Consider the following 13,753-nt stretch of genomic DNA (forward strand, 5'->3'; position numbering starts at 1 on the left):
GAGTCACCCACTATACACGAAATATGCCTAATAGATATAAGTTTCTTTTTTATTTTATTTATTCAACAAAATCAACAGCAAAACCTTTAGCATTACACCCTCGACTATAGATGCTTACTACACCTCACCCAAATATTGGATCATCCGTCCTGAGTGTTTCTCTTCTTTAAAGTCACAACTGATTAAACGATTCTGAAAAAAATTATCTGTTAAGCAGCGGGTGTCGTGGATATCGCCGCTTGCTAATCGTGATGGGTGTCACTTATTTTCTTTACCTAGCTAGTTTTTTAAAGTGTCGGTTAAGTTATTACGGCTTAGCCGTGCTTCGAGTTGCCAAAAAGTAAGTTTTGAAGTCGATAAAGGCCGACTTACTGTGAAGGAAGGGCTGTAAATTTCACTAAATTTATCCCACTTGATGTTGCTTTGTTTAAGCACATTGCCCATGCAAGTGGATGAAAGCTGTAGTGCATTTGATGGCAGACAAAACACCATGTTGTCACAAACAAGTAGCGATACTTTCAGGCTATTTGCTTTGATATATTGAATCGTGAGCATCAAATGGCCTAAGTGCAGTATTTCATTATGCTCAAGCGTGTCACTATTACTTAAATCTAACGCGGCATTGTTTGGTGTATTTATTAAACACGCTTTTGCTAGCATCAATTGCCCTGTAAATCGCAGCACTAACTTGTTAACCCAACTTAGTTGTAAACTTGCATCACGGGCGATTAGCCACCACTGTATTTCGCACGGGCAGTTTTCAAGTCGCTCAACCATATAGTCGTGTTTTTTCTGATCAGAAATACCCAATGCAATCACCGCACAATAAGGCGTTAACGTATCTCTAATCAGATAAGCAATTAGCTGGTTATCATAAACTATCTCAATTACACCTAATGACTCAGCCATAGCACTTTTCCTCCGAGCCATTTTCCTTCGAAAGCAAGGGGATATTCTCAATATCAATACGCTGATTAAGCGTTAGTGTATCCGGCACAATATGGCTAGCAATCACCACGATACCGGTTTTGCTCAACTGATTGATAAGCTTAACCATAAGTGAAATATTGTAATTATCGAGCGCTTCAAACGGTTCATCTAGTAGCACCACATCGGGCTTAAATAATAACGCTCGTGCGAGGTTAAGCCGCTGTCTTTCGCCACCAGAGAGCTGTCTTCCACCCGAGCCTAGCCATTGCGTTAATACGCCTAGGTAAGACAGATTAACGTCATTGAGTACCTGCTTTTGTATGTCTTGCTCTATTTCATGACCTAAAGAAAGGTTTTCAGCTAAGGTGCCATCTAATACGGGTGATGATTGCCCGCAGTACACAATGCGCTCGTGTAGTTTGCCTAATTGTTGGACGATGTTGCCTTGGTTAAACGAGATGCTGCCTTGAAATGGCTGTAGTCCCGCAATTGCTTTTAATAGGGAAGACTTACCAGTCCCAGAGCTGCCCTCAAATAAATAGCAACCGGCATTATTTATTTCGATTGAAATGGGAAATCGTTGCACGCTGCAAGCGGTTACATTATCGAGGCTCAGCGTATGAATCGCTTGGCTATGTCGGGTAATTTTTGGTGACGATGATTGTGCTTGCTTCTGTGGCTGTTTATCGACAGTCTTTGCGACAGCTTTTTTAGCATTATCTTGCTTGGCTTGAATAAAATCTACCAGCCCTGTTTGCGATTGCAGTAGCTTGCCCAGCCAATCGTTAATGCTTAGCAATAACATGGGCACTAAAATAAACAATGCATTTTGCGATGCCGCGCCAGCATACTGCTTAAAAAGCAGATATAAAGCTAAAATGGCGAAAAGCTGTAAACAGAGTTGGCCGTAAAACATCGCCTTTTGCTGTGTTTGTTGTGCTTTTAACAGCTTAGAGGTTGATGCAAATTGGTTGTCTAGCAGCTCAGTTTGAAGATGCCAAAGCGGTGAGCTGTGTAACTTATCGTCAAATACAGTGACAAAGCGCTCTTTTTGTTTGGCAATTTTGACCGCTTGTTTTAAGCCAAACACAATGAGCAGCGCATAAACTATAATAAAAGCAATCGTTACACACAGCACATAAATAAGATGACTTGGAATAAGCAAGTAAACACTAACATTTAACAACAGTAAGGTAATAAACATCGCAGCATTTTGGTTTACCCAAGCAATCCAAAGCGCAGCTTGTTGCTCTGTGGTGGTGCTCATTGCCTCAACCTGCGCGCTGTTTTTAACCTGTTCAAGCAAGCTTAAGTTATTCAAACTTGTTGCAAATAGCGTCATTCGTTTGGCTTGTAACGATTTAAAAAAGCCACTGTGACCAACTAATAGTGCCGCATAGCCAGATGCAATTCGAATAAGCGCTAAGGCCCGAATAATAACGGCGGGTAACATGTAATTTAAGCTACTGCCCATCACACTTGCCGCGGCAATAAACCAACTTGAAACCAGCAATAACCCCATTGCCGCTAGGCTATAAGCCACACTCAGTAGCAGCGCCAAGAAGTTGGTTTTTAATGTATTAGTTTGCATGACAAAGCACCTCGCCAAACTCGTTGATGTGCCAAATTTGACTAAACCAGCGCTGTGACTGCGGCTTATGACATGCCCAAATAACGGTTTTATCTTTTAGAACCGTTTCAATTAAACGACAGAGTCGCAAATGTTGCGCGTCACTTAAAAACGCAGTGGGTTCGTCGAGTAAATAAAGGTCGGCATCGCACGATAATAGCCTTGCTAAACTCAAGCGCTGTTTTTCACCGCCAGAAAGTGGCGGACACTCGTCCATAGGCGTATTAAGTCCCTGTTTTAAATTTTTATACCAAGCCATTAGCTCAACTTTTTCTAACATTGTAAAAAGCGCTTTATCAGAGATTGGTCTGTTGAGCGTTAAGTTGTCGCGCACAGTGCCGCGTAAAATACAGGGAGATTGTGTCAGCAGCGCCACTTTTTGTGTGGTTTGGTGGCTTGCTTGGCGCTGTTTGCTAAGCGCTTCAAATAACAGTGTTTTCCCAGCACCTGAGGGAGCACTTAACCAAATATGCTGGCCACGTTCAACAAATAAATGCTTTGCAAAAACCGCCGTATTAACGACCTGAAAGTCATGCCAATCAATGCTAGGAGAAAGTGATATATCAGAACTTTTTTGACTGTTACAAAGCACACTAGCCAGCTCTGATGCCGCAACTTGGGCTGCGGCTTTTTGATGGTATAAATTGCCTAACTGTTTAAGTTCGCTAAACACCGTAGGCACAGCAATGAGTAAAAATAACCCATCTGCAAACACCAGTTTGGGCCCTAAGTTTATCTCTTCTAATAGGTTAAACCCGACATAAACGGCAATTAGCGCCATCGACAGCGTCGAAAAAAAATCTAAAACAGTTTGGTTTAAAAAAGCCACTTGAAGCACTTTCAAAGTACTGGAATTAAGCGTGTTTGAGCTTTGCTCAAGGCGCTGTGTTTGAGCGCCTCTGGCAGAAAATACATTGATCAATTCAATATTGCTCAAGCGATTGGCAAACATACTGCCTAAACGCTCAAATGCCACAAAATAGGTGTTATGTAAGTGCTTTGTCCCTTTGCCTATGATGATCATAAACAGCGGCACCACAGGCAAACAGACTAATAAAATAATAAATACAAACCAGTTCACATAAGCAATCACGCCAAGCAATAACAAAGGCGTAACCACCGCAAGCCATTTTTGCAATTGAAATTCACTGATAAATTTCAACATCGCATGAAGGTGCTCGGTGCTTAGTTGCTGCCAGTAAAAATGACTATGTTGACGAACTAACGCGTGCTGCCCTTGCTTAAAAGCGCCATGTAATTGCGCTTCTAAATCGGCTAAGCTGGTTGCTTGTAATGCCATTAGGCGGTTATGAGCAAAAAGGTTCAGCACTAAACTTGAAACTAACGCCCCAGCTAATAAATTAAGCGCCCACTCATAGCCTGTTTTGGCGCTAAAGAAATGACTCATTACCAGAGTATTTGCATCACTTGCGAGCAATCTGGCCACTAAAAAGCTAAATGCTGCGAAAGCCGCCAGCTGGCATACAAAGGCACTGCTTTTGAGTACTAAAACACCCATCAGCGCATTTTTTACCTTTTGCTGCTGGCTATGTAACAACTCGGTAGCGGCGACCTCCATGTCGCCAGTTGCTGCGTGATTGTGTTTAATCATCGCTTGTGTCGTCTCTGTCCATGTCTTCGGTGGCTTCTAGCCACATCGCATTAATAATGCCGAAAGAACATGCTAATAAAACACCTAGAATCCAAGTGAAATACCACATAAGCCACTCCTTAATAAATTGTGTGTGGTTTATCTAAATCTTGCGCTTTAATGCGTCCACGCATCACATAAAAACTGTATGCGGTGTAACTCAATACAATTGGCACAAAAATACAGGCAACGATAAACATGGTTTTGAGCGTTAAATAACTCGATGTGGCATCCCACACTGTCAAACTCGCGTTTGGCATGCTGCTACTTGGCATAAGGAACGGGAACATGGCTGCGCCTGCTGTTAAAATAATGCCCGCCATCATCAATGACGACATTAAAAACGCCCAGCCACCGCGTTGTTGCTTGCTAAACCACGCTGAGCCAAGCCCCGCAAAAATGCCAAGTACAGGGGCAATTAGCATCCACGAGTAGGTGCTGTAATTGTTTAGCCACGCACCCGATACCGCTTCAACCGTTTTGGTCAGTGGGTTTGATGTTGCTAAAGGATCAACACTTGAGGTGATCACATAACCGTCAATATTGGCAACTACCACACCCGCTAACATAAAGAGCAACACAGTCACTAATGACAAATAGAACGACACAATGCGCGCGCGCGCGAGTAAATTCCCCTCGGTTTTAAGTTGCAACCAGTTAGCGCCATGAGTCAACAACATAGCGACCGATACCACTCCTGCTAAAATGGCAAACGGATTAAGCAAGCCAAAGAAGCTGCCGGTATAAGTCGGACGCAAGGTGTTATCAAACTCAAATGGTACGCCTAGTAGTAAATTACCGAACGCCACACCAAAGATAAGCGCAGGTACTAAACCGCCACAAAATAGCGCCCAGTCCCATGCTGTGCGCCAGGTTTTATTCGGCAATTTACTGCGATAGTCAAAGCCTATTGGGCGCATCCATAAGGCAATTAGTGTCAGCGCTAAAGCGATATAAAACCCCGAAAATGCCGCTGCATAAATAAGTGGCCACGCCGCAAAAATTGCGCCGCCAGCAGTAATAAACCACACTTGGTTACCATCCCAATGAGGGCCGATTGTATTGATCATCACGCGACGGTCTTCATCGCTTTTTCCAACTAACGTAAGCAGTGCACCCACGCCTAAATCAAACCCGTCGGTAATGGCAAAGCCAATCAGCAATACACCTACTAAACCCCACCACACTAAGCGTAAAAATTCATAATCAATCATGATTGTGCTCCTTCAGCCGATAGTTGCGCATTGCCATCGAAAGGCGTGCTTTGTTGCTCTGGTACAGGCCCTTTTTTGGCGTATTTCTTCATCAAGTAGAAGCCAATAACAAACATCACCGCATAAAAACTGGTGTAAGCAATTAAGGTAAACCACACTTCGCCCACGCTTAAGTTTGATACCGAAGCATGCACAGGCAGCACTTCGGCAATTGACCACGGCTGGCGACCAAACTCTGCGACAAACCAACCCGCTTCAGAGGCAATCCAAGGCAGAGGTAAAGAGAACAGCGCCAGTTTTAACAACCATTTAGGTTTGGTGATTTGATGTTTAGTGCTGTAGTAAAATGCAGCGGCAAAAACGAATAGCATAATAAAGCCCGAGAACACCATTATTCTAAAACTCCAGAAAAGTGGTGCAACAGGTGGAATGCTGTAATTTACCGCTTTTTCGATGGCTTCTTCACTTGGGCTGACAAAGTCATTGGTAAATGGCTCTAATAACATGGCATAGCCCAAGTCTTTTTTATGTGCTTCAAACAGCGCCATTTGCGCTTCAGTTGCGTTACCACTGCGCACGGTATCGAGTAAATTTTTAGCAACCAATCCAGATAAAATACGCTCACGATGCAGCACTTTGTGCTCTTTAATGCCCATCACCTCTTCATCAAGCGAGCGCGTCGCGATAATGCCCATCAGCCAAGGGATGCGCACCGCATATTCGGCTTTTTCTTTTTCATCGTTGGGGATAGCAAAAAGCGTAAATGGTGCAGGTGCTGGGTGGGTATCGTATTCGGCTTCAACTGCCGCGAGTTTTACTTTTTGTACATCGCCAAGCTCATAGCCACTTTCATCACCGAGCACGATCACCGATAAAATTGACGCTAAACCAAAACTTGCAGCAATCGCAAATGAGCGACGCGCAAAGGCAATATGCTTATGTTTTAAAAGGTAATAGCTTGAAATAGCTAACACAAACATTGCGCCTGTTACATAACCTGCTGATACGGTATGTACAAATTTAACTTGCGCAACGGGGTTAAACATCACCTCAGCAAAACTGGTCATTTCCATACGCATCGACTCGAAGTTGAACTCTGCACCTACTGGGTGCTGCATCCAGCCATTGGCAATTAAGATCCAGAGCGCCGAAAAATTAGAGCCTAACGCCACAAGCCAGGTTGCCATAAGGTGCCTGACCTTTGACATTTTATCCCAGCCAAAAAAGAACAAGCCAACGAACGTGGATTCTAAGAAAAACGCCATTAACCCTTCAATTGCCAATGGCGCACCAAAAATATCACCCACGTAATGCGAGTAATATGCCCAGTTCATACCAAACTGGAACTCCATCGTTAAACCCGTTGCCACACCTAGGGCGAAGTTAATACCAAATAACTTTCCCCAAAACTTAGTCATGGTCTTATAGATTTCTTTGCCCGTCATCACATAAACCGATTCCATAATGGCCAGCATAAAACTCAGGCCCAAGGTCAGCGGTACAAATATGAAGTGGAACATGGCGGTGAGTGCAAATTGCCAACGAGACAATTCGACCAATGCTTCATTCATTTCGAACTCCTTTAGATTAGGTTACTTCCTGATATGGCAGAAAACATACCAATCTTGGGTATAGTCAAAAAATAAATAATGCATTGTTTTTAATAGTTAATTTTACATTTCAAAAATTCATTCGATAAAGATAAACTCATCAACCGACATTTTTGTCAGACAAATTGAGTGTAAAGACATTTTTGTCACGGTTATTTTTTTACAGTACACTCATTTTTAGTAAAACGGTAACGAACTAACTTGGGCAAGTGTGCGATATGGCAAATTCGGTGATCCAAGGTTTAATCAATATTATTGATAAACCAGCAATTTTTATTGACCTAAACTATGTCATTGTGGCAGTGAATAACGCCTATCGTGATACCTATCAAACACCGATTGAGCTGGGTAAAAGTACCTGCTTTGCCATATCGCATAAGGCCAGTAAACCCTGCGATCAGATGGGTGAAGCTTGCCCCATGCTAGAGTGCAAAAAAACCAATAAGCCAACCAGTGTCGTGCATATTCACGATACCCATTTAGGTAAGCAATATTGCGATATTGTGATGAAGCCTATTTTTGACGAAAACGATATATTAATGGGCTTTGTTGAGATCCTCGATAAAATCGACTTTGCCTCAGTAAAAGCGCAAAAGAATAAAATGCTTGGTCAGTCTGACGCCTTTAAAGCACTGATCAATAAAGTAAACCGCGCTGCCAAAACCGAAATTTCGGTATTATTACAAGGCGAAACCGGCACAGGTAAAGAGTTAGTTGCTCGCGCGTTGCACGATGCAAGTAGGCGTAAAGATAAACCGTTTATTGTAATTGAATGCTCCGGCTTACCCGAACAGTTATTTGAGTCTGAGTTATTTGGTCACGAAAAAGGCGCGTTTACTGGCGCCACAAGCCAAAAGAAAGGCTTGGTCGAAATTGTTGAAGGTGGCACTTTGTTTTTTGATGAAATTGGTGATGTACCACTCAATATGCAAGTAAAACTGCTGCGATTAATTGAAACACAAAGCTTTCGTGCGGTTGGCAGCCTAAGACAAAAACGCACAGACTTTCGATTAGTCTGTGCAAGCCATAAAAACCTGTTAGAAATGGTTGAAAAAGGCGAGTTTAGAAAAGATTTATACTATCGGATCGCCACTTTCCCGATAAATTTACCGTCCCTGAAAGCCCGTCAAGCTGACATCGCGTTATTAGCTAAGTTCTTTTTAAAACACTCTGAATTTAAAGACAAACAATTCAGTGAAGCGGCACTTAAAAAGCTCGCGCAATATGCCTACCCCGGTAATATTCGAGAGCTAAAAAGTATTGTATTACAAGCAGCTATTTTGGCCGATGACGATGTCATTTACGACACCGACATCCCTTTCGAAAACATAGCTAATTTGCAGCATACAGCAAAGCCTAACGCAGATTTAGCACAACTGAATTATGACAAGGTATTTGATGTAATATCGTTAGAGCAGGCCGAGCAAAGCTACTTAAAAAAAGCGATCGAACATTTCCAAGGTAGCACCGAAGAGCTGGCCCTTAAACTTGGTGTCAGTAGCCGCACCTTGTATCGCAAACTCACTAAATGTGGTTTGTCGCTTACTAGCAAAAACAGTTAATACATTCTCAGTGATAGCTAAAAATCTACAGAGCTTTGAGACCTGGGGTCAAGTTTTGCACCGTGCATGATATAGATGCCCGCCGTCAGCTTTTGGCACAGAGCCATCCTTCGGCTCTAAAACGAGCTGTTGAACAACCGAGATTTGAGCGACGACACTTAAACCAACGATCGCCTTGCGTTTATGCGAACCACTACACCTCACTCAAATACTGGATCATCCGTCCTGAGTGTTTCTCTTCTTTAAAGTCACAACTGGTTAGACGATATTGAACTAAGTTATCTGTTAAGTAGCGGGTGCCGTGGATATCGCCGGGTAGAAACTCTCAACAACCGCCGGCTTTGAACGTGTTTGTTCCTCGGGATACGAAGTGGGTTTCGCTGCTTGCTAATTGTGATGGCTGTCACTTATTTTTTAGCTAGATATAGCAGCGGCGCAGCAATCATTTATCAAGGCTCAACACCAGTATTGGTTGGATTAGCAGCGTGGAAAGAAATTGAGGGTGATTTGGAAATTATACTTTAGGCAAATACGGTTCAACCGCAGTATTAACACGTGTATCTTATTACCAAGATTGGATAAATAAGCATATCAATAAAGGCCTGTAGCAGGTAAAGCGCGTCTAAAAAGCAGACCATAAAACGGTTGCAAAATTTACCAGAGTCTTAGTTTTTATTTGCTGTAAGCTTCAACCGTCCATAGCTAGAAGCGGAGGTTTTATGGATTACAAAACATTTTTCCCTTGTGAAAATTTATCTTCATTTATCAATTGCTTTTGGACACTGGAGATTACTGCAGATAAAGGTGCCGCAAAGCAACGCATTGTCCCCGACGGCTGCATTGAACTGGCCTTTATATTGGGCGACGATATTAAGCGCTATACATCAGAACATGACTACATACTGCAACCGCGCGCAATGGTGCTTGGACAAACCGTTTCACCTTTTTATATTCAACCAACCGGATACGTTCACACCTTTGCAGCCAGCTTTTTTCCTTATGCCTTTTCCCACTTTATTTCGAAACCTATAAAAAACTTAATAAATAAGGAAACATCGATTTACGAATTATTTAAGCACGATGAGGCCGCGAAGCTTGAAAGCGATATCATCCAAGCGCGAAACACAAGCCAAAGGATTGAGATTTTAGAGGCCTTTCTCCTTCACAAGCTTAGCGACCCGCGGACAATTGAGCACATTATAAAAACAACGGTAGACATTATCTTTGCACAAAATGGCGATATATCGGTTAATGCAATCACCAAATCAAATCCCAATAAAAGGCGCCAACTAGAGCGGAAGTTTTTAGACCTTGTCGGTATTAGTCCAAAACATTTAAGTAAACTTGTACGCTTGCAAAGCGCTTTAACACTCCTCATAAATCGTGAAGACAACCTCACTAACATCGCGTACAAAAGCAATTATTATGATCAGTCTCACTTTATTAAGGACTTTAAAGCGCTCACGGGGGTAAACCCGCGAGCGTTTCTCGATGACGAAAGCATGACGCTTTCACGGCTTTTCTATAAATAGTCCTGTCGCTTTTTTACAATTAATTGTTGTCTCCCCACGCTATCTTAAAGTCGAACTCGTTGAACCTTAAACGAGTCCAGCCTAGTCACCAATAGCTAGCCGACACACAATAAAATAAGGACGACAACATGCACAGCTTCGCATCAATTTTTGAAATTCCAGCAACCGACATAACGCGCGCCGTAAAATTCTACGGCCGCATTTTTGCTGTCTCCATTGAAACCATAGATATGCCTGAAATGACAATGGCACTCTTCCCGTACGAGGGGCAATCTACCGTAGGTGTGATTGTTCAAAGTGAAGGTTACACTCCTTCCAGCACCGGCGTCACTCTATATTTAAACGCAGGTGAAGACCTACAACGAGTGCTATCAAAAGTAGAAGAAAACGGTGGGAAAATACTGACCCCCAAAACCCCACATGCAGACGAAAGCGGCTTTTTCGCGTTATTTTTAGATACAGAAGGCAATCGATTAGGCCTGCACTCACCGAAATGAATTCGGTAATATTTTCGTTGTGCACAACCAGACTACTACGACCGAAAACGAATAAATTAAGTTTCGTCGGCACGAATGACAGCGGAACTACGAAAGAGTGGCTATATTTGCTTTACGGTGTTTGGTCGAAGCAACCGACAACAAGCATAACCTTGACTCAACTAATTGACTCGGTGTATTCAAGTGCCAATAAGAGTACCGTCAGGATTGGATATTCGAAAGGACGCAAATAAGAACCCATTATAAGAATTTGGGATTTTTGGAGGATTTTAAGGTGAATTGGAAATCTTTTAGTGCATTTTTACAAAACGTTTTTATACCTCTTATTACGGTCACAATAGCTGCAATGGTAGCTATTTTAAATTTTTCGGTCTCAAATTTAGATCGAGAGTTGAAGGAGCAGGTTGCTGCCGTAGATATTGCAATTAAAGAGGCGCGCGATGAGCGTGAGAGGATAAATGCCGAACGAGAATTTAATTTCAAAATTTATGATCTCGTTCAGCTATCTTTAGAAGAAAAAAACGAGCGAAAGCAGGAAGTAGCGAAGCAGTTTGTTTTAGTTATGGTGGATGGTGAATTAAGAAGCCGCTTGTTAGGCGTTTTAGAAGCAGGCGGGACACCAATGATCAAGCAAGAAACTGCAAAAATAATTGCAAAAGAGAAAGAATTTCAAATAGAAGAAGATAGTAATTTAAGAACAGACAGAAGCGTTAAACCTTCTTTTGATTGGGAAGATTGGGATTATGATATCTTTTGGTGTTCGACATCTGGAGCTAGCGCTAAAGAACAAGCAGAGTTTATAAAGCAACAACTTGAGATGGAAGGAGCAAAAGGCAGAGTCAGGGTTAGAGAGCTATTTTCGTCCGTAAATGCTCGATCGGGATACAGAATCTCAGGTTATGCAATTAGACGTAGTGAAAATGAAATAGTCCAAGCTAATGCTTTAGAAAAACTGGCCGAAAGTGTTCTATTAGAAAAAGGTTATCCTGCAGTGTTCAAGCAGCAACTAACTAGCCAAAAAACAAGGTGGTACATTAGTGCTTTTGTATGCCCATGACATGAAAGCGTAGAAACCACTCACCTGAATTTAAAGCCAAAGTGGCATTAGCCAATGAGAAAGAGGATAAAACGATCGCTCAGTTGATCACAGTGAAGTCTAACACTATTTGCGCTTATGCTGGATAAAATAACTTTATAGTTTGTGAGCCCTTTAACTGGACATTGCATAAAGCACCAAGCAATATACTGCTCTTGATTTTTTGAGTACTACCTTACGTAACAGTCTATTCATCAAACGCAACAAAGCCTATAAACGTAAAAATTTGAGAATATTAGCAATTCAAAAATAAGAAGTACCATGGAAATAATTAGAAGCAAAACATTCACAGCACAACGCGCTTGGGGCGCAAAAGACATCGCCAATATGAATGGTATTACAACCCGCCTACATTGGACTGATCAGCCTTATAAGTGGCATGTTAATGATGGTGAAGAAGTCTTTGTCGTGTTAGATGGCGCGGTTGAAATGTTTTATAAAGAGAATGGCGTTGAACAATCAGCCCTCTTGCAAACTGGTGATATTTTTTATGCTTCAATTGGCACCGAGCATGTTGCTCATCCTCGTGGCGAGGCGAGAATTTTGGTCATAGAATCCGAAGGCAGCGTATAAGGTTAGGGTCGGTGTTAAACACCGATATCCGTTAAACTGGATAAGTCTAAACTTGAACTGTCAGAAGCGGAGATTCATTTAGGGTGCTCATAAAGTCGACCTAGCAGCAAGAGAGCTCAGTGACGCTCGGCATAGCCGCTTCGTCACATTTGAGCCATTAGTTAACTACGCTCTTCTATTTGATCAACATCAGCAAAACAACAATTGCGAATTAGTGGGAAAAATTATTTTGCTTTATCCATTGTATCGCAATATCTAGAGGCTCAGCTTTATTAGTATTGTGGCCTAGCGATGGAAATAATACATATTCAAAAGGCTTGCCTTTAGCTTTCATCCTATTCAGTTGCTCGATACACATTTTGACTGGGACTTGTATGTCCTGCTCTCCGAAGAGCCAGAGCCCAGGTATCGATAAAGAATTCAAAGAAATTTTCGGGTCCGTTGCTTTAAAATCATATCTGTCAGGATCATTTAACGTATGTTCACGCGATTCTTCATCAGTATGAGTTTCCCAAAAGTCTTCTCTACCATTTGTATAAAACTGAAATCTAAGTTGTTCCAGAGTTGTGATTGTAGGGCTACTGAAGAGAACCATAAACTCTACTGATTGATTATTGAGTGCGGCAATTGGAATAATCCAGCCAGCCTGACTCGCGCCAATAAGTCCAATCGATAACTCTTTGTCATAGCCATGAACCACATCTACCGCAGCACTTGCATCTTTCGCAAGCAAAGTTAAATTATCAACACTTATATTATTGGTTCCCACCTGAGGTCCTACGTAAACGCCACCAGATTCACCAACCCCACGCTTGTCGTACGTCAAAACTAGTAAGTCTCTCTTAGCCAGTGACTGTGCTAACTTAGTCATTCGTGGGACAGGATCAGAGCCGTGCACTAATACTACCGCAGCTCGTGCATCTTTAGGTATATACATGCTCCCTGATAATTTTACACCTTCGCTTTCAAAAACGACCTCTTCTACAATAGTAACGTCATTTGATTGGTGTTTTTCTTCGTTGAGAGTGTGACTTTGGTCTCTATTGTTTGTAGTACAACCTGACGCAAAAATTAGTAAAAACAAAAAATATCCGAGGTTTCTCATTTTTTAATCCATAATGAAATTAAAGAAACCTTGAGACAGCAAGGTTTGCGCCAACATAAAAACCAATGATTTCAGTTCTTTAATATTCTCATTTTCGACTAGAGTACTCAGTATGACCACTAATTAGTCATACTGACCATCTATTGAAAACCCGTGTGAAATTGGTCGTTTTTTGAAAATGTAAGCCCATGCCTAAGTGAACTACACGAAGGGATATTTTGAATGCCCGTTCCTGCTCAAATCGGGCCCTTAGTTCATTTATATTAACGGATTTTGTAGCATAAATGAGTTAGTTGAACGTCTGCTATGCAGCATCGAAGACTCTCCCAAGAAGAGCGCCTACAGTCTCAAAT

Annotated in this window: 12 protein-coding genes; 5 read left to right on the forward strand and 7 right to left on the reverse strand. The window is 42.0% G+C overall.

Going from position 1 to position 13,753, the window contains the following annotated elements; translation table 11 throughout:
- Positions 1 to 279: 279 nt before the first annotated feature.
- The 6 genes from GSF13_RS03870 to GSF13_RS03895 are packed head-to-tail and all read right to left on the reverse strand — an operon-like array spanning position 280 to position 6,996.
- Positions 280 to 909 (reverse strand): hypothetical protein, encoded by a 630-nt coding sequence (locus tag GSF13_RS03870; protein WP_211865243.1) that lies wholly within the window; start codon positions 907 to 909, stop codon positions 280 to 282.
- Positions 902 to 2,521, reverse strand: a complete 1,620-nt coding sequence (locus tag GSF13_RS03875) for an ATP-binding cassette domain-containing protein (protein ID WP_211865245.1) — start codon at positions 2,519 to 2,521, stop codon at positions 902 to 904. The genes GSF13_RS03870 and GSF13_RS03875 overlap by 8 nt, the downstream gene beginning before the upstream one ends.
- Positions 2,511 to 4,172 (reverse strand): ABC transporter transmembrane domain-containing protein, encoded by a 1,662-nt coding sequence (locus tag GSF13_RS03880; protein ID WP_211865247.1) that lies wholly within the window; start codon positions 4,170 to 4,172, stop codon positions 2,511 to 2,513. Before GSF13_RS03880 ends, GSF13_RS03875 begins: the two co-directional genes overlap by 11 nt.
- Positions 4,165 to 4,281, reverse strand: coding sequence for a cytochrome bd-I oxidase subunit CydX (gene cydX / locus GSF13_RS03885; RefSeq protein WP_010603848.1), 117 nt, complete (start codon positions 4,279 to 4,281; stop codon positions 4,165 to 4,167). Before cydX ends, GSF13_RS03880 begins: the two co-directional genes overlap by 8 nt.
- Positions 4,282 to 4,291: 10 nt before the next feature.
- The gene (cydB, locus tag GSF13_RS03890) at positions 4,292 to 5,425 is read right to left on the reverse strand and encodes a cytochrome d ubiquinol oxidase subunit II (RefSeq protein WP_010603849.1); all 1,134 of its coding nucleotides are present in this window, start codon (positions 5,423 to 5,425) and stop codon (positions 4,292 to 4,294) included.
- Positions 5,422 to 6,996, reverse strand: a complete 1,575-nt coding sequence (locus GSF13_RS03895; protein ID WP_010603850.1) for a cytochrome ubiquinol oxidase subunit I — start codon at positions 6,994 to 6,996, stop codon at positions 5,422 to 5,424. The genes cydB and GSF13_RS03895 overlap by 4 nt, the downstream gene beginning before the upstream one ends.
- Before the next feature lie 257 nt (positions 6,997 to 7,253).
- On the opposite strand from GSF13_RS03895, the gene GSF13_RS03900 reads away from it, so the two are divergent.
- The 5 genes from GSF13_RS03900 (at position 7,254) to GSF13_RS03920 (ending at position 12,295) form a co-directional block, all read left to right on the forward strand.
- Complete coding sequence (locus GSF13_RS03900; protein WP_211865249.1) at positions 7,254 to 8,597, forward strand: sigma-54-dependent Fis family transcriptional regulator; 1,344 nt, start codon at positions 7,254 to 7,256, stop codon at positions 8,595 to 8,597.
- A 719-nt stretch (positions 8,598 to 9,316) separates the two neighbouring features.
- Positions 9,317 to 10,129: a response regulator transcription factor gene (locus GSF13_RS03905; RefSeq protein ID WP_211865252.1), complete on the forward strand. Its 813-nt coding sequence runs from the start codon at positions 9,317 to 9,319 to the stop codon at positions 10,127 to 10,129.
- 128 nt (positions 10,130 to 10,257) lie between these two features.
- Positions 10,258 to 10,626: a VOC family protein gene (locus GSF13_RS03910; protein WP_211865253.1), complete on the forward strand. Its 369-nt coding sequence runs from the start codon at positions 10,258 to 10,260 to the stop codon at positions 10,624 to 10,626.
- Positions 10,627 to 10,900: 274 nt separating this feature from the next.
- Positions 10,901 to 11,683 (forward strand): hypothetical protein, encoded by a 783-nt coding sequence (locus GSF13_RS03915; RefSeq protein ID WP_211865255.1) that lies wholly within the window; start codon positions 10,901 to 10,903, stop codon positions 11,681 to 11,683.
- A gap of 300 nt (positions 11,684 to 11,983) precedes the next feature.
- Entirely contained in the window at positions 11,984 to 12,295 is a 312-nt protein-coding gene (locus GSF13_RS03920) for a cupin (protein ID WP_211865257.1), read from the forward strand.
- 211 nt (positions 12,296 to 12,506) lie between these two features.
- Here GSF13_RS03920 and GSF13_RS03925 read toward each other — a convergent pair whose 3' ends face one another.
- On the reverse strand, positions 12,507 to 13,400 hold the full coding sequence (locus GSF13_RS03925) for an alpha/beta hydrolase (protein WP_211865259.1): 894 nt from the start codon (positions 13,398 to 13,400) through the stop codon (positions 12,507 to 12,509).
- Positions 13,401 to 13,753: the final 353 nt, after the last annotated feature.

The sequence above is a fragment of the Pseudoalteromonas sp. M8 genome, from assembly GCF_018141365.1.
Classification (GTDB): Bacteria; Pseudomonadota; Gammaproteobacteria; order Enterobacterales; family Alteromonadaceae; genus Pseudoalteromonas.